Genomic DNA, 17,378 nt, shown 5'->3' on the forward strand with positions numbered 1-17,378 from the left:
GGAAAGAGCAAACGAAGAAAACTATGGATTATTTGTCTAGTCTTAACCCCCAGCAGCGGGAGGCCGTGGAATGTACCGAAGGCCCCTTGATGATCATCGCGGGTGCAGGTTCAGGCAAAACCCGCGTACTGACTATCCGCATTGCGCACCTTATTCATAAAATGGGGGTAGATCCTTTTCAGATTCTCTCCCTGACATTTACCAATAAAGCTGCCAATGAAATGAAGCAGCGCATTGAAAAGCTGATCGGCCTAGAAGCCCGCAACACATGGATGGGTACCTTTCACTCGGTATTTGCAAAAATTCTGCGGGTAGAAGCAGGCAAACTGGGCTACCCTTCCGACTTTACCATATACGACACCGAGGACAGCAAGTCGCTCATCCGCACCATCGTGAAGGAAAAAAGACTGGATGACAAAGTGTACAAACCCAACACGGTTTTATCCCGAATATCTGGTGCCAAAAACCGCTTGATATCCTGGCAATCCTACCTAAACGACCCTTATGTAAGGGCCGATGACGAGGCGGCACTCAAACCCAAAATGGGGGAAATCTACAAAACCTACCAAGAAAGGCTCTTCAAGTCATCTGCCATGGACTTTGATGACCTGCTATTTAACACCAATGTCCTTTTTCGCGACCATCCGGATGTTTTGAACAAGTATCAACAGCGCTTTCGGTATGTCATGGTAGACGAATTTCAAGACACCAACCTGTCCCAATACCTGATCACCAAAAAACTTGCCGCGGTACACCAAAACATCTGCGTGGTAGGCGATGATGCACAGAGTATTTATGCCTTTCGGGGGGCAGACATTCAGAACATCCTAAATTTCGAAAAAGACTACCCGGACCTCCGAACCGTCAAGCTGGAACAGAACTACCGCTCCACCAAAAACATCGTCCACACGGCCAATTCCATCATTGCAAAAAATAAAGCGCAGCTAAAGAAAAATATTTGGACCGCAAACGATCCCGGAGCACCAATAGAACTCATCAAGGCCACTTCAGACAACGAAGAAGGAAGGCTGGTGGCGACCACCATTTTTGAGGAAAAAAACAAACTACAGCTCTCAAACAGTGACTTTGCCATTCTTTACCGCACCAACTCCCAATCGAGGGCGCTGGAGGAGGCGCTACGGAAAATGAACATCGCCTACCGAATCATTGGGGGGCTTTCGTTTTACCAGCGTAAAGAGATCAAAGACTTGATGGCTTACCTACGATTTGTGGTCAACCCTTCAGATGAAGAGGCCTTCAAACGGATCGTGAATTACCCGAAACGCGGTATTGGAGACACTTCGGTAGAAAAAATCCTGGTGGCTGCCTACGAACACGATATCCCCATCTGGGAGGTAATTACCCATGCTTCCAGCTTCTTGACCGGCAGATCTGCTTCCTCATTGGACGACTTTTCGGTGATGATCCGAAGTTTTGCCATGGAAATGGAGCGTAAGGACGCCTATGAGGTGGCTTCCACTGTGGCGAAACAGTCCGGTATCCTGCGGGAACTTTACGAAGACAAGACCATTGAAGGGTTAAACCGGTACGAAAACGTCCAGGAACTACTCAATGCGATCAAAGAATATGTAGACAGCCCGGAGAATGAAAACAAAAGCCTCGGCGCCTTCCTTCAAGAAATCGCCCTGCTTACAGACGAAGACCAAAATAAAAATAATCAGGACGTAGTTACCCTGATGACCATACACGCTTCCAAAGGCTTGGAATTCAAGTATGTCTTTGTGGTGGGTCTGGAGGAGGACTTGTTTCCCTCTCAGATGATGATGCAAAGCAGGGAGGACTTGGAAGAAGAAAGGCGCCTGTTTTATGTCGCCACCACCAGGGCCATGGATCGGCTATACCTTAGCCACGCCATGACGAGATACCGCTATGGCAGGCTCCTTAGCTGCGAACCAAGCCGCTTTTTGGAAGAACTGGATCCCACCTATATAAGGGTGAACAAAAAATTGGGCAGCTCGGCGGCGAGTTTTCAATTTCCCGGTAGGGAAGGTAGCAATGGCTTTGTCGGACTGAAACGCCCAGCAATACGCGATGGTGTGACTGCCAAAGTACATACGCCAAGCCCCGATTTCAAACCTTCAAACACCCACAATTTGGGAGAAGGCATGAAAGTGGAACACCCAAAGTTTGGCTTTGGAAAAGTACTAAAAATAGAAACCGAAGGGGCCAACCGAAAAGCTTCAATCCATTTCGATAATTTTGGTGATAAAACTTTATTACTTAGCTTTGCAAAGCTCCGGATAGTAGAATAGCATTCGGGTAAGATTTTGAGTGGCAGTAGCTCCGGTTTCCTGAAACAGAAAATTTTTAGTAATTTAATTCCCTCAGGAATTCAAAACCGGGAAAGCCATGCAACTTTCGGACAATACGCAAAACACAGTTATTTTGAAAGAATACGGAAAAAATATCCAAAAGCTGGTAGAATTTATCAAAACCATTTCCAGCAAAGAGAAACGTACGGAGTATTCGTACGCGTTAGTGGAATTGATGAAGCAACTCAATCCACAACTAAAATCAGAAAGCGATCAGAAGCTTTGGGACGACTTGTATATCATGTCGGATTTTGAACTGGACATTGATGCGCCTTTTCCCATGCCGCCTAAAGAGCTACTGGGCAAGCGCCCACAAATAGTCGGCTATCCGGAAGGTGAGGTGAAATTCAAGCATTACGGGCGGAACATTGAAAAACTGATCGAAAACGCCATCCAAATCGAAGACGACGAAGAACAGGAGGCAGCCATCATCTATATAGGCAAGCTGATGAGAAGTTTTCATTCTACTTGGAATCGAGAGAATTTTGATGACGGGATCATCATTGATGATATCAAGGTACTGTCTAAAGGAAAGTTACACATTGACCTTGAAAAGGTAAAAGAGAACGGTCTTTTTGAAACATCTACACGCCGGGACTTCAAGGTACCTTCGGTAAATGACAGCGACAACAATAATGTGCCAGGCCGAAAAACGTACCCTGGCAACAATAAAAGACGAAACAACATCCCTAACCCTAAAAAGAGACGAAATTAATGGCTTCATTCCGCGTAAAGGGGGGACAAAAACTTAGGGGAGAAATCATACCGCAGGGAGCAAAAAACGAAGCCTTACAGGTATTGTGCGCCGTGTTGCTGAGTCCCGAGGATATCACCATCGAAAAAATACCCAATATCCGGGATGTCAACAAGTTGATTGAACTGCTGGGTGACATGGGGGTAAAAATCACCAAAAATGGCCCGGAATCCTATACCTTCAATGCCGCCAACATTAACCTGGAGTACCTAGAAACTTCCGACTTTTTGGATAAAGCGTCTGCACTTCGCGGATCGGTGATGATATTGGGCCCCTTATTGGCCAGATTTGGGAAAGGCAAAATATCCAAGCCGGGAGGAGACAAGATCGGAAGAAGGAGAATGGATACCCATTTTACCGGATTCCAAAAACTTGGAGCCACCTTCCACTATGACAAGAAGAAAGAAATTTACCACATAGACGGCAGCGAACTCCAAGGATGCTACATGCTCTTAGATGAAGCATCGGTTACCGGAACCGCTAACCTAGTGATGGCTGCGGTAATGGCCAAGGGCAAGACCACCATCTACAATGCAGCCTGTGAACCCTACATACAGCAATTGTGTGCCATGCTAAACCGCATGGGTGCCAAAATCAGTGGAGTGGGTTCCAATCTCTTGGAAATAGAAGGGGTAGCTACTTTGAAAGGCACTACCCACACGCTGCTGCCAGACATGATCGAGATCGGCTCGTTTATCGGATTAGCCGCCATGACTCAGTCAGAAATCACCATCAAAGATGTGCAGGTAGATCGGCTCGGTATTATTCCAGAGATATTCCGACGCATGGGAATCAAATTGGAGATCAAGGGAGACGATATCCATATCCCCGCCCAGAAACACTACGAAATTGAAACCTTTATAGACGGTTCTATTCTGACCATCGCAGATGCCATTTGGCCGGGATTCACGCCGGATCTGCTCAGCATTGTACTGGTAACCGCTACCCAATCTAAGGGCACGGTCTTGGTTCATCAAAAGATGTTTGAAAGCCGTCTCTTCTTTGTGGACAAACTGATTGACATGGGTGCCCAGATTATCCTTTGTGATCCCCACCGGGCCACTGTGATCGGCTTGGACAGGAAATATCCGCTTCGGGGCATCCGAATGACATCTCCAGACATCCGGGCAGGTGTGGCCCTGCTGATTGCCGCACTATCCGCAGAAGGCACTTCCGTCATCGATAACGTGGAACAAATCGACAGGGGGTATCAATATATCGATCAGCGATTAAACGCCTTAGGTGCGAGTATACAGCGCATTGATTGATCGTTACACCTAGTAGGTGCCATAAAAGCCAATTCCTTATTGCAAACTTTCTACCGGTACAGGGCGCTTATTAGCCATCAGAAACCAATACATCAACGGTACGAAATAGAGGGCAGTAAAGGTTCCGATTGTCAGGCCGCCAATCACACTGAATACCAGCGGCCGCTGTAAGTCGGCGCCCAAACCCGAACTGAAGACTACAGGAACGAGTGCGAGAATAGTGGTAATAGAGGTCATTAGAATAGGCTTAAGGCGGATTTCTCCTGCCTGGTAAAGTGCCTTCTCCAGACCCTCCTTGGTGCTGCTTTCAGGCAACCCAACAAATGGTGCCCGGAGCCGATTGATCGTATCAATCTTTAGGATTGCATCGTTTACCATGATCCCTAGCATCACCACCAAGCCAATCGCCGACATGACATTCAGGGAAGTGCCAGTGATCCATAGCACAAAAAAGGCCCCACCAACTCCTAGCGGCAACGTCAAAATCACGATCAATGGCTGTAGAAAACTTTCAAACTGCGCAGCCAAGATAAAATATAGCAGCAGTACAGAAATCAATAGAATGCCTATCAATTGTGTCAGTGTTTCCCTGTCCTGAAAATACTGACCTACAAAATCTACAGACAAATCCCGCTCGATTCCCCATTGCCGTATTGTCGCTTCCTGCTGAGAAGGATCCTCACCGGTTAGCAACACCGATTGATAGATTCCATTTCGATCTGCGGTCACAAACTTGTAGTGGCTATCGTAATCGGCCTTTATAAAATTATCCAACAAATAAGGCGTGTCGTCTTGGCCTCGTATATACTGTGTGCGCAAAACCTGCTGAAAGTCTACCGGATTTTCTTTCAGCCGAATGGGCGTCACCTCTCCAAACCGCTTAATATCGGTGATCAAGTAATTGCCGAACAGCTTTTGGATTTGCTGCAACAATTGATCTACACCTATTCCATACAAAGCCAGTCTTTCCTGATTTACACGGAATATTACGGCAGACTCCTTCTGCAGGCCCGGCCCTAGTTCCCACGCCTGTAGGGGCAACTCCTCCAACCATTGGTCCATTTGCCGCTCCTCCACCGGGCGTTTGCTTGCCAGGTCCTTCCAGCGGACTTCATAGTATGCCAGGTCGGAATTAAAGAGCTGATCGAAAGCATTGGGCGCATCCTGAATGGCTACTGTGGCCAAAGGATAATGCTGTTTAAAATACCTGGAAAGAAAGACTTCCTGCCGTTCCTTCTGGTTCTGATCCGGAAACATCAAATAGAGAGAAGCCTGCTGAATAGAGCTTTCGCCCTCAAACAGTAAAAACTGCCGAAGGCCTACTTCGCTTTCGGCATGGATATAAGCTCCTTCCAACGCTTCGACTACCTGGGCAATTCGATCACGATTCTGACTGGCATTTATAGGTTCATTCCAATCCACCTCCAGCAAGGCATCATACTTCTCGATAGGCGGAAGACCTTGGACAGGAAGCAGTCTCCCCAAAAAAAGCAGTGCAGGAATAAGTGCCAACAATATGACTAAGCTTACTGCCCGATGCGCAAAAATCACCCGGTAAAGCCGCTTATATCCTCGAAGAATCCCCGTAAATAGGCGGCTATCCTCCAAAACCATCTTGCCCTGTTGCTTCGAGAAAAGCAGCTTATACATCAATGGAAGAAGTACAAAGGCCACCAAAAGAGACACGGACAAAATCGCGGCAACCGATACCGCTTGATCATAAAACAGGGCACCTGAAATCCCACTCAAAAACACAAGGGGTACAAACACTGCAAGCGTGGTCAAAACAGAACTGACCAACGCAGACATTACCTCATTCACCCCGACGACACATGCCTCAAAAAGAGGCAAACCATCCTGCCGCTTTCGGCTGATATTATCCAGCACAATGATGGAATTGTCTATCAGCATACCTAGTCCCAACGCAAGACCACTTAATGAGATGACGTTAATGGAAATATCAAAAAAGTAAAAAACCAAAAAACTGATTATCAATGAAGAGGGCAAACTCACCCCAATAATGATGGGCATCCGGTAATTGCCCATGAAAAAAAACAATACCGCAAACGCAAAGATGCCTCCAAACAAAAGGCTCGTCTGCAGATTATCAATTCCGGCATTTAGCAGCATAGACTGATCTTGGGTAAGCTCAAATTCCACCTGCGGGTAATCCAGCCTAAATTGGTCCACTGCGTCCCGCACGAGCGGCATAAGCTCGTTCATCTTGGCGACTGCCTGCTTGTGTACCGTGATTACCAATCCCTCCCTACCATTATATACATGAAAACCCAACGGCTTCGCAATTTCATATCTCACAGACGCGACTTTGCCGAGTGTAACCGAAGACCTGCCGTCGTTTCGCACGGGCAGCCTCATGATATCTTCCGGCGTGTCTATCCGAGTAGCGAGCCTAAGGTAATAGCGAAACTGCCCATCCTCCACGCTGATTCCGGGTAGCTCGCTGTTTCCGGCTTTGATCGCATCGATCACATGCTGTTCCGTCATACCCAGACTAGCCAAGGCTGCCCTGTTAGGCTCCACCGTGATTACACGTTCTTGTTTGCCGTTGATATCCACCAAGGCAATGCCATCTAATTGCTCCAAGCGCTTCTTCAGCACGTTTTCCACCAGCAATGAAACCGCTGCGTAGTCGATTCCTTCTTTGGGAAGCACCTGTACCCTTACCACGGGAATATCGTTGGTATTGATCCGAATCACTTGCGGACGGGGCAAATCCTCTGGGAGACCACTAATAAGGCGGTCAATCTTCTCATTGACATCAATATAGGCCAGCTCCATTTTCGTTTTGTAGTCAAAGGTTAGGCGGATATTGCCTACTTCGCTACCAGACTTGCTTTCCATGTGCTCCAGCCCATTGAGGGTCATCAGCCCCTCACGGATATTGCTGAGGATATTTTGTTCGATGGCCTGAGGTGAAGCATTTGGATAATTCACTTTGACCACGATCTGTGGTACATCTATGGGTGGCAGCAGCGAGATGGGAAGCGTACGAAACACAATCACACTGAATACCATCAGTGCCAAAAAGGTCATCCCTACAGCTATGGGTCTTGCTAGTAAAAATCTAACCATCACATGGCTTCGTTAAGAATTTGTATGGGCGCCTGATGGGCCAATTGAACGTTGTTGCTAACAATAACTTCTACATCAGCCGTAAGGCCATCCAGAATTTCCATCTCCTTGCCGTTATCCTTCCCTACCTCCACATAATTCCAAATGGCTTGATTGTTTTCGATGGTAAATACCACCGGTCTACCCGATCGGTAAACCACCGCTTGCTTAGGCACCACCAAACTATCGTTCTGAGGGGCACGGATGATCGCCCTGGCATTCATCCCGGGAAGCAGTTTACCCTGATTCTGAAGCTTTATAGTAACCTGCACCAGACCGTTTTCATCTACTTTGGGATTGATCGCGATCACTTGCCCGCGAAGACCCTCCTCTCCACCTGATACCGGGTAGATCTCAGCCGTTTGACCATTACTGATAAAGTTGATATCGGACTCCAGCACCTTAACCCGCATTTCCAATTGGCCCAAGCTTATAATCTCGCATACCTCATCCCCCGCATTTACCAAACTGCCCGTTTTCACCTGCACATCAGCTACTGTCCCACTGATGGGGGCCTTTATGGTAGACTTTTCTATCTCCATCTCAGCTTCGCGCAGGGAAATTTCTGCAGTTAGTACACCACTGGAGGCTTTCAAACGACTGTCCCACTCGGCCAATGTCTCCACCGTGACCGCAGGGTTATCGTAAATCGTCGGATAGCCCAACTTTTCATTTTCAAAAGCCGCCATTCGCGAACGTAATTCCACCTGGGCCTTTTCAAGTGCAAACTTGCTATCGCTATTATCAAGCATGGCCAGTACATGGCCTTCCTGCACCCTGTCGCCTTCGGACACCGTCAAGTCCACCAAGTACCCCTGTCGCTCAACGATCACCATTACTTGACTGCTCGCTTCGATCTTGCCGGTAGCGTTGATGAGGTAATCAAAGGACTTGCGCTGGGAACGGCTTGTTTGCACAGAAGTAGGCTGTACCTCTTCCCTGAACGTTTCCATAGGAATTTCCTCTCCCTTCTCCTTTTCCTCCGCACAAGCAATCAAAAAACCAGACAGGAAAATGAGTAAATAAAAAACATGTTGTGTTCGCATAACGGATTCAGTTTAAGGAGAAGGTGCATACTCAGAATCGCTCTTCTCGACTTCGATCCTATAAGTAACTAAAAATTTAAATGCACACCAACTAATACGTGCATTTTTTTATAAAAATTAACAATTATCCAATAGAAGACCACTCAGATACGCCCAAACGATCGGCAACTTGGCCAAAACAATTTTTTTAATTAAAATTTTAATTGAAGAATGACTTCGTCATTTCTAGCCAAAAAAACCGGCTCATAGTATAATCGCAAACGCAGGTCGGTCGGGTTACCGTCGTAATGGGCACGGAGTGCCGCAATGGATTGGTGGCTGAGTACCTGAAGGTCTACCTGTACCACCCCATCCTGAACCATCCCTAATTGCTCAGCAACCTTTCTGGAAAGGTCAATCACGCGCTTAGAAGACGCTGGCAGTCGATCGTTGATCCTTACAATCGCCTGATACCCGTTGTTTAGATTAGTCACCTTTAGGAGGGTACCAAACGGTAAGTGCTTATGAGCTGCGGTGTAGTCCCACATATCGTAAATTTCACCACTCGCCGTGGGCCGCTTATGGAAATACCTACCATAAAAACTCGCTTCACCCCGTTGGATCGTAAGCAGGGAGTCAGGGGCCGTAAACGGCGATTGACCCCGAACCTGAACTAGTCCGGAGAAAACGAGCATTCCTATAATCAATAAATAACGCATAATTCCCGTCTTAGCAAATCGAATGCCAACATCATTAATTAACCTTCACCCTTGCAGGACACATATTAACCGGCTAAATTTAGTCATTTATCCGAATAATCCCCCTATGACAAGAATCCTACATACTGCCGATTGGCACCTTGGAAAAAGATTGCAGGAGTTTTCTCGCATAGATGAGCAAAAAGACGTATTGGAGGAGATAGTGGAAATCGCCGATCGTGAAAATGTGGACATGGTTTTGTTGGCCGGGGACGTCTATGACACCTATAACCCGACCCATGAAGCCGTGGATCTTTTTTACAAGACACTCCGAAAGCTTTCAAAAAGCGGTACCCGTCCAGTTGTTGTAATCTCAGGCAACCACGATAGCACCCAATTCATCGAAGCACCGGATCCCCTTGCCCGACAATTGGGCATCCTTTTTTACAGCAAACACGATTCGGTCATACCTACCGGTGAATTGACTGAAAGCCTTTTTATATCCCGTTCTGAATCCGGGTTTATCGAAATCAGCGGAGGCCGCTTTTCAAATCCCATACGGATTATTTTAGCCCCCTACGCCAATGAAGTACTGCTGAAAACCTATTTGGGAGAAGGAGAACGAGAAGCCTCTTTTCGGGACCTGATGGCAGCAAAATGGAAGAATCTTGCGGATACCTATTGCGATCCTAATGGGATCAATCTATTCTTAGGCCACTTTTTCTTTATGAACGAAGGAACAAAACCGGAACCGGAGCCAGAAAGTGAGCGTCCCATTCTGCATGTGGGTGGTACACAAGCACTTTTCACCCATCTGTTGCCACCACAGATTCAGTATGCTGCACTTGGGCACCTGCACCGGTTCCATGCAGTGTCTCAGACTCCCTGCCCGGTAGTGTATGCCAGTTCACCGCTTTCCTATTCCTTCAGCGAAGCCGACCAACAAAAGCAGGTGGTAATCATCGAAGCTGCCGCCGGTAGGCCAGTTTCTTACCAACCCATACCCCTCACGAAAGGAAGACCGCTTCATCGCAAAACCTTCGAAAACCTGGAAAAAGCCGTCGCTTGGCTACAAGCCCATCCGTATGCCTTTGTGGAATTGACCTACGCAACGGATTACGCTATCGACGCGGCTACCCGCAAAGGGCTGCTAGGTGCCCACGATGGAATCGTCAATCTAATACCCTTGATCCGTTCGGCCGGTGAAGGCCAAAACACCGGATTACAGGTAGAAGATTTGGAAAAGGACATGGTGACGCTGTTTAATATGTACTACCACAGTGAAAAAGGTCAGGAGCCCAACGCAGAAACCCTGGGGCTATTCAAGGAAATTATCGGTCAAAACACGGAAACATGATACCTATTTTACTGGAGATACAGGGTCTTTATTCCTACAAGGAAAAACAAACCGTAGACTTCCGGACGCTCACCGCAGCGGGAATTTTCGGCATATTCGGTGCAGTAGGCAGTGGAAAATCCTCCATTCTGGAAGGCATGCTGTTGGCACTTTACGGGAGTACAGATCGCCTTGCCGACCGAGGAGAAAAAAACAGTATGGTCAACCTTCAAAGCGATGGACTGTTGATTGTTTTTGAATTCAGGGCCGGCCCAAAAAACGACAATACGTATGTGGCCCGGTACTCGGTAAAACGCAACAGCAAAAACTTTCAGGAGATACGCCCCGCGGAACACACATTTTATGAAAAGTCCGGTGATCAGCTCACACCCACCGAACTACGGGCAGAGGCCTTGGTTGGAATGAAAAAAGAACACTTCAAGCAAGCCGTTATCATTCCCCAGGGAAAATTCCGCGAGTTTATAGATCTTACACCCAGCCCAAGGGCTGACATGATGAAAGAACTATTTGGGTTGGAGCGGTTTGATCTGGCTCCCCGAACCGGCAGCCTGTTGAAAACAGTTCGTGAAGAAAAGATTCGTGTCGAAACCCAGCTTGGCACTTTCCAAGACCTGACAGAGGCATCCCTGGAAGCTCTGAAAAAAGACCTGGCCGATTCCAAGAGCCTTCTAAGGCAAGAAATAAATGAACTAAAGCAGCTCGAGGCCATCTATCAGCAGCAGCAGGCACTGAGCAAAGATTTTGACGACTTGAAGGCGTTAAAAAAAGAACTGACTCACCTTAAGCAAGCCAAAGTTGAAATAGACCAGAAACGCCATTCGATAAAAGAATACCGGCGTGCAAAAACGTACTTGAAGCCCCTTGTAGACGGCGTCGAGTCCCTAAAATTGGATAAAGAAAAATACCGGGTTTCGGTCATTAGCTGCGAAAAACACGAAATAGAGTATAAGCAGGAGATCGATGAGTACGGAAAGGAGGTTGATGAGCTAAGGACCCGCGCCGACCAACGATCCGATAGGGAGGCCAAAATCCGAGATCTCCAAAAAGTGCTGCAGCTGCGGGAGCTGAACACCTCCTTAAACAAGGCACAGGATGAACTCAACCAACTCCGTCCCGAAATAGAAACCGCCGAATCGGATAAAAAAAATGCCCTCTTGGAAGTAGAAAGCTTGCAGAAACGTCAGGAGGCCATTCCCTTGGTTGATCCCGGACAATTGGCCCAGTGGAAGACTTGCCACACTGAGTGGCTTCGGTTGGAAAAGGAAGAAATCAAGTATCGTAACGAACTGGAATCCCTGAAAAAGGCCTGGCGGGAGACCAAAGCATCCTTAGACCAGTTGATAGGTCGAATGCCTTCGTCCGTCGATAACGTCAGCAATTGGTTTAATTCGCAGGCAGATCGTATCCTCCATCTGGAGAAGGAACGGGAGGAGTTTCAGTACAAATCCGGCTTGGCAGTCCATGTGCACCTACTGGAAGGTGGCAAACCCTGTCCGCTTTGTGGATCTGCCGACCATCCCGACCCGTTGGAACCATCCGACCTAAGCAAAAATCTATTAACCATTGCAACCCAAATTACCCAAGAAAAAGAAAGGCTGGAGGAAATACGGCTGCTGGAAAACCGCTACCAGCAGGAGCTCTTCAAATGCGAGCAGCTTCAGGCACAGGTTGGGAAATCCGAAGAATCACTGGACAACACCGTTGATCAACTTGCCTCGCTGAAACAAATCTTTATCCCTGACGCCATATCTTCTGCTATCCAATTGGCTGAAAAAATCGAACGAGCTTCCAAACAACATAAAGAGTGGCAGACAGTCCATAGCAGGATAAGAGACAAAAGGAATGAGTTGGAGCAATTGCGTGAAGTGGTGGAGTCCAAGAAGGCAAAACGGGATGTTGTCCATGAGAAGACACTTACGCTCAGCAGTGCCTTGGAGAGCAAACGGGACGAGATCAGTGATCCCGCGTTTTGTGCACCATATTTTGAAAAAGACCGTGGCTTGATATTGGCTGCCATTGAAAAGGTAAAAAGAGATATAGAAGAAACCGCAAATCGATACGACAGCAAGCGGAAACATCTTCAGGAACTGAAAGAAAAGGCAGCCCGTAACCAGGCCAGTCTATCCCAATTTTCTGAACAGCTGGCCGAAACGACCAAAAAGCTGGCTGAACTCGAAGAAAAATACCTCGCAGAAATGAAGGCGCAGGGATTCTCAGATCACGACACGGTGGTTGATCTTTTTCGCAAGTCATTGGACCTAGATGCGTTGGATGCTGAAATACAACGCTTTGATGATAAATTCATCCGCATAGAAGACCGGATCGAGCAGCTCGAATCCCGCCCCGGCATCCTGGACTTTTTGCCGGAAACCTACCAAAAGATGGGAGAGCAGGTAGTCTACACAAAGGCAAAAACCGACCGTTTACAGCAACGGGTCACCATCTTGGAGCAGCAGCTGGCTTCCGGCCTACGTGACATGGAGACAAAAAAAACACTGGACATGTCACTAATGTCTTTGGAAAAACGGGAAGGTAATTTAAGGCAACTTGAAAGTCTCTTTAAGGGAAGTGGCTTTGTAAAATACGTAAGCAGTATTTACCTAAAAGAATTATGTAATACCGCCAATCTACGTTTTCGGAAACTTACCAAAAACAGTCTTAGTCTTGAAATAGATGAAACCAATACGTTTTGGGTCATTGACTACCTGAACGGGGGGAAAAAACGTCTTCTCAAGACCCTTTCAGGTGGGCAGACTTTTCAGGCTTCCCTTTGCCTTGCCCTGGCACTGGCCGAAAAAGTAAAATCGCTCAATCGGGCCGATCAGAGTTTCTTCTTCTTGGACGAGGGATTTGGAGCACTAGACAAGACCTCCCTTCGGATTGTATTTGAAACCCTCAAGTCCCTTCGGTTGGAGAACCGTATCGTTGGCATTATCAGCCATGTAGAAGAGCTTCAGCAGGAAATTGAGGTGTATGCACAAATTACCCTTGACCAGGAACATGGAAGTCAGGTGACATATTCGTATGGCTAGGTAAAATTTCTGATTCGCGGTTTTTTGGATGAATTCAATTTTTCCACTATAGTCGGTACTATTTACCTTTTATATATTCCTTGGGACGCAGGTGTCTCTTGGAAAATATTTACTAGAGAAAAAGAGAGGTCTGAGAAAAATTTCGGTTTCCATGGTATTCCGAAAGTATAAATATTCTTAAGATATATACTTTTTGACCAATCCGATATTTGTCACTTTTACAGCTATATGTTTTAGAAGCGTGAAACTATTTAGGCTCTGCTTAGAAAGCAATAAATCGTGTGAGGAGTGTGAATTGAGCGGATTTTTTCTCATTTTGAGAGCTTCTAAGTGCAAGGTTATATGAGAAAGAACACCAAAAGGCGTGCACCAAGGTGCGAATACACCAGTTCCAGCCAGCTTTCCTTTGCAGGTTTTGAGACCCCTTTCCATAACCAGCTCGACCCTTCCAACCGCTGGGTTGTTCTGAGTTCCCAGATACCCTGGGACGATTTGGTGGGGCTCTTCAACAGGCACAATCCCCCCAAGGCGACCGGCAGGCCCGCCCTGAACCCCCGTGTGCTGATCGGAGCCGTAATCATCAAGCACATGCTCAACCTGGACGATAGGGAGACTATCGCACAGATTACCGAAAACATGTACCTGCAGTATTTTCTGGGCTACAGTTCCTACACCAGGGAACCGCCCTTTGATCCCTCGCTGCTCGTGGATATCAGGAAGCGCCTCAGCCAAGAGCTCATCGGGGAGATGAACGAAAAGATCCACGGTTTTTCCATGAAGAAGTCCTCGGGAAAGGATTCCGGGAATCCGGGCGGAGGTGAGGGGGGACCAGTTGCACCCGGGCCGGAAACCGGCAACAAAGGGGAAGTCACCTATGATGCGACGGCCTGTCCCCAGGACATCGCCTACCCCACGGATCTGGGACTGCTCAACAAAGCCCGTGAGATCACCGAGCAGATCATAGACGTGCTGCACCGGAAACGGCCGGAGGGCAAAAAGCCCAGGACATACCGGAAGGTGGCCAGGAAAGCCTACCTGAGGGTGGCCCAGAGCAAGAACCCGTCCCGGCGGGCGATCCGGAAGGGGCTCAAATCGCAGCTCCAGTTCCTAAGGAGGAACTTTGCCACGATTGAAAAACAGCTTGACGGGTTTGGGGACTTTCCCCTCCGGCACAAGCTTCAGCGCAAATACTGGATCATCCAGACACTGTACGCCCAGCAACTGGAGATGTATGAGACCAACACGCACCAGGTGGCCGACAGGATAGTGAGCATCCACGTGCGCCCGATCGTACGTGGGAAGTCCAGGGCAAGGACGGAGTTTGGGGCCAAGATCCACCTGAGCCTGGTGGACGGATACTCCTTTCTGGACACCGTATCCTGGGATGCATTCAACGAAGGCACCCATCTGACCGATTATGTGGAGAGGTACCGCGAACGGTTCGGGTTCTATCCGGCAAAGGTTTTGGCGGACCGGGTGTACTGCAGCAGGGAAAACAGGAAGTGGCTGAAGGAAAGAGGGATAAAGCTGGCCGCCAAACCCCTTGGCAGGCCCTCGGCAAAGGCAGTGGAAGACCACGTAAGGCCGGGAGAGAGGAACCCGTTAGAGGGTAAGTTCGGCCAGGCAAAGAACGGGTACGGTATGGCCCGGATCAGGGCGAGGCTAAGCAACACCAGTGAGTCGTGGATAGCCTCCATTATTTTGGTGCTCAACCTGGTCAAACTGGCCGGGGCGGCACTCCTATGGCTGGGTTTTTCAGCATGGGAGTGGCTCGAATCTCAGGCAATGCCCAGCGTTGATCCCGTCCTAAGGTACCTGAGAACAAAAACCCGGCTCAGACTAAACGATGAGCCGGGTTTAGCTATCTTGAATGGTTGAGTTTTTAAGCAGACCCTATTTAAATCAAGCATTTTTTTCTAGGGACGCTGCCATTTTGACTTTCAAAGCTGTTTTTTTGTTAAATTAACAGCAGTGATATAAAGCTAAAAATCAACTCATTTTACATTATTTATAGGAATAGACCAATTATACAAAATAAATGAGTCTGGGTTATATAGTGTTAATTTAACTCATTGGCCTTTCTTTAAATAAATTTTGTATTTAATATTTAAAAAAACGTATTTCAAAAGACACCAAGTTAAAACGCATTAACACAATTCAGTCAAACCAAAAACTAAAATTATTATAGGTATTTATATACAAAATAAGGCTAAATCATGAAAGAAAAACAAGAAGCAAAAAAAGAAGGTGTCAAAAAAGAAACCTTGGCAGCAGCAGCTGGGGCTGCTATAGTAGGAGCTGCAGCAGTAGGAGTTACTAATTCAGTATTTGGTTCAGATACCGTCTCAGGATCTCCTGGCAATATTGAGGAACAGGAAGCAACAGTAGAACCCATGGCTTCTGGGAATGCAACTGTTAATGTTTTTCAATCGGAACCATACGTGGAAAAGGATATTCAAAAAGACGAAAACATTAACCTGATTTTGTCTGAAGTACTTCAAAAAGCCAATTTATTAAATATTAACCTACAGAACTTATAACAAATTATGGAATCTCCTCAAGAACTAATGGCAATAGCAGCCGAGTTGGACAGTGCGTTGACCAACCTCAACAACAAAGTCTTTGAAATGCAGGGTTTGTATGAAGAAATTCAAAACAACCATCAGCAAATTCTTGCCCTTACTGAAGAAATGAATGGTTACAGGCAGGAAATCCTGGCACTAAGAGAAGAAATCAGTGAATATCGCAATCAAACTGATGCCTTCCGCAACGAAAGTGAATCGATGAGAGCAGAAATCGAAGGGTTCAGGGAACAGGCTCAGGAACAGCTGGAAATGACAACTGAACACCAGAATAACGCGCTCGAATCCTTAGGCCTAACAAGAGAACATGAAGCCAATGCCCTGGAATCTTTGAATATGACCAAAGAGCATGAAAACAATGCCTTGGAATCACTTAACCTGACCAAAGAACATGAAGCAAACACCTTGGAATCTCTGAATATGACCAAAGAACATGAGGCCAATGCTTTAGAGTCTTTAAATATTACCAAGGAGCATGAAAACAATGCCATGGAGTCCTTAAACACAACGAGAGAACATGAAAATGCTGCCTTGGAATCTCTCAACACCACAAGGGAACATGAAAACAGTGCTTTGGAATCTTTGAATACAACAAGGGAACATGAAAACAATGCGCTGACATCACTTAATACGACGAAAGAGCATGAAAACGGCGCTTTAGAGTCTTTGAATACAACAAAAGAACATGAAAATGCTGCGTTGGAATCGCTGAATACTACGAAAGAACACGAAAACAGTGCTTTGGAATCTTTGAATACGACCAAAGAGCATGAAAACAATGCCAGCGAAGCACTCAACACGACCAAAGAACATGAAAGTAGTGCTGCTGATGCTTTAAGCCAGACGGAAGAACATGCTTCTAAAGCAGAAAGTGCCATGAGTAATGCAGAGCGTGCAGAAAGTACAGCTGATAGTGCGGCCAGTCAGGCAGAAAGTGCAGCAAGCAGAGCAGAAAGTGCAGCCAGTGATGCAGAAGCAGCTGCCTCAAGGGCAAACTCTGCCGGAGGTGGGCTCAGTTCCTGGTAATTCAGCGCTTATCCAAAAATGAAGTTTTTCACAACTGCTTATTTTGGATAATGCTTCCTTTTATAAATTATCATTAAAAAATACCCTTATTCGGATTTGGTGCCGATAGGGGTATTTTAATATTTTCATCATTCATTTCTTCACCCGAACTGAACTATAAATTGATCATCT

11 protein-coding genes are annotated in these 17,378 nt (G+C 46.9%); 8 read left to right on the forward strand and 3 right to left on the reverse strand.

Translation table 11 applies throughout. The features are described from left to right. Window positions 1–23: 23 nt before the first annotated feature. From IAQ59_RS18655 to murA, 3 genes are all read left to right on the forward strand, one after another. Entirely contained in the window at window positions 24–2,273 is a 2,250-nt protein-coding gene (locus tag IAQ59_RS18655) for an ATP-dependent helicase (RefSeq protein WP_209332363.1), read from the forward strand. Window positions 2,274–2,370: 97 nt separating this feature from the next. Next, a complete protein-coding gene (locus IAQ59_RS18660; RefSeq protein WP_209332364.1) occupies window positions 2,371–3,048 on the forward strand; it encodes a DUF4290 domain-containing protein in 678 nt (225 codons plus the stop codon). Continuing rightward, window positions 3,048–4,355, forward strand: coding sequence for a UDP-N-acetylglucosamine 1-carboxyvinyltransferase (gene murA / locus IAQ59_RS18665; RefSeq protein ID WP_209332365.1), 1,308 nt, complete (start codon window positions 3,048–3,050; stop codon window positions 4,353–4,355). Before IAQ59_RS18660 ends, murA begins: the two co-directional genes overlap by 1 nt. A gap of 36 nt (window positions 4,356–4,391) precedes the next feature. Here the strand turns inward: murA and IAQ59_RS18670 are convergent, their stop codons facing one another. The 3 genes from IAQ59_RS18670 to IAQ59_RS18680 all read right to left on the reverse strand — a co-directional run bounded on the left by IAQ59_RS18670 (window position 4,392) and on the right by IAQ59_RS18680 (window position 9,231). After that, a complete protein-coding gene (locus tag IAQ59_RS18670) occupies window positions 4,392–7,448 on the reverse strand; it encodes an efflux RND transporter permease subunit (protein WP_209332366.1) in 3,057 nt (1,018 codons plus the stop codon). Further along, complete coding sequence (locus IAQ59_RS18675) at window positions 7,448–8,533, reverse strand: efflux RND transporter periplasmic adaptor subunit (protein ID WP_209332367.1); 1,086 nt, start codon at window positions 8,531–8,533, stop codon at window positions 7,448–7,450. Before IAQ59_RS18675 ends, IAQ59_RS18670 begins: the two co-directional genes overlap by 1 nt. A gap of 191 nt (window positions 8,534–8,724) precedes the next feature. Next, window positions 8,725–9,231 (reverse strand): septal ring lytic transglycosylase RlpA family protein, encoded by a 507-nt coding sequence (locus IAQ59_RS18680; protein WP_209332368.1) that lies wholly within the window; start codon window positions 9,229–9,231, stop codon window positions 8,725–8,727. Between the two features lie 106 nt (window positions 9,232–9,337). Between IAQ59_RS18680 and IAQ59_RS18685 the strand changes: the two genes are divergently transcribed. The 5 genes from IAQ59_RS18685 (at window position 9,338) to IAQ59_RS18705 (ending at window position 17,207) form a co-directional block, all read left to right on the forward strand. Then, complete coding sequence (locus tag IAQ59_RS18685; RefSeq protein ID WP_209332369.1) at window positions 9,338–10,567, forward strand: metallophosphoesterase family protein; 1,230 nt, start codon at window positions 9,338–9,340, stop codon at window positions 10,565–10,567. Further along, on the forward strand, window positions 10,564–13,599 hold the full coding sequence (locus tag IAQ59_RS18690; RefSeq protein ID WP_209332370.1) for an SbcC/MukB-like Walker B domain-containing protein: 3,036 nt from the start codon (window positions 10,564–10,566) through the stop codon (window positions 13,597–13,599). Before IAQ59_RS18685 ends, IAQ59_RS18690 begins: the two co-directional genes overlap by 4 nt. Before the next feature lie 342 nt (window positions 13,600–13,941). After that, the gene (locus IAQ59_RS18695; RefSeq protein ID WP_209332371.1) at window positions 13,942–15,477 is read left to right on the forward strand and encodes an IS5 family transposase; all 1,536 of its coding nucleotides are present in this window, start codon (window positions 13,942–13,944) and stop codon (window positions 15,475–15,477) included. A gap of 338 nt (window positions 15,478–15,815) precedes the next feature. After that, window positions 15,816–16,139, forward strand: a complete 324-nt coding sequence (locus IAQ59_RS18700; protein ID WP_209332372.1) for a hypothetical protein — start codon at window positions 15,816–15,818, stop codon at window positions 16,137–16,139. Between the two features lie 6 nt (window positions 16,140–16,145). Beyond that, entirely contained in the window at window positions 16,146–17,207 is a 1,062-nt protein-coding gene (locus IAQ59_RS18705; protein WP_209332373.1) for a coiled-coil domain-containing protein, read from the forward strand. The last annotated feature ends 171 nt before the right edge of the window (window positions 17,208–17,378 follow it).

The organism is Lunatimonas salinarum (genome assembly GCF_017811155.1).
Classification (GTDB): Bacteria; Bacteroidota; Bacteroidia; order Cytophagales; family Cyclobacteriaceae; genus Lunatimonas; species Lunatimonas salinarum.

What these genes read in the sequence shown, in the direction of transcription:
- IAQ59_RS18655 (WP_209332363.1), top strand. Translation starts at nt 24, where the DNA reads ATGGATTATTTGTCTAGTCTTAACCCCCAGCAGCGGGAGGCCGTGGAA.
- IAQ59_RS18660 (WP_209332364.1), top strand. Translation starts at nt 2,371, where the DNA reads ATGCAACTTTCGGACAATACGCAAAACACAGTTATTTTGAAAGAATAC.
- murA (WP_209332365.1), top strand. Translation starts at nt 3,048, where the DNA reads ATGGCTTCATTCCGCGTAAAGGGGGGACAAAAACTTAGGGGAGAAATC.
- IAQ59_RS18670 (WP_209332366.1), bottom strand. Translation starts at nt 7,448, where the DNA reads ATGGTTAGATTTTTACTAGCAAGACCCATAGCTGTAGGGATGACCTTT.
- IAQ59_RS18675 (WP_209332367.1), bottom strand. Translation starts at nt 8,533, where the DNA reads ATGCGAACACAACATGTTTTTTATTTACTCATTTTCCTGTCTGGTTTT.
- IAQ59_RS18680 (WP_209332368.1), bottom strand. Translation starts at nt 9,231, where the DNA reads ATGCGTTATTTATTGATTATAGGAATGCTCGTTTTCTCCGGACTAGTT.
- IAQ59_RS18685 (WP_209332369.1), top strand. Translation starts at nt 9,338, where the DNA reads ATGACAAGAATCCTACATACTGCCGATTGGCACCTTGGAAAAAGATTG.
- IAQ59_RS18690 (WP_209332370.1), top strand. Translation starts at nt 10,564, where the DNA reads ATGATACCTATTTTACTGGAGATACAGGGTCTTTATTCCTACAAGGAA.
- IAQ59_RS18695 (WP_209332371.1), top strand. Translation starts at nt 13,942, where the DNA reads ATGAGAAAGAACACCAAAAGGCGTGCACCAAGGTGCGAATACACCAGT.
- IAQ59_RS18700 (WP_209332372.1), top strand. Translation starts at nt 15,816, where the DNA reads ATGAAAGAAAAACAAGAAGCAAAAAAAGAAGGTGTCAAAAAAGAAACC.
- IAQ59_RS18705 (WP_209332373.1), top strand. Translation starts at nt 16,146, where the DNA reads ATGGAATCTCCTCAAGAACTAATGGCAATAGCAGCCGAGTTGGACAGT.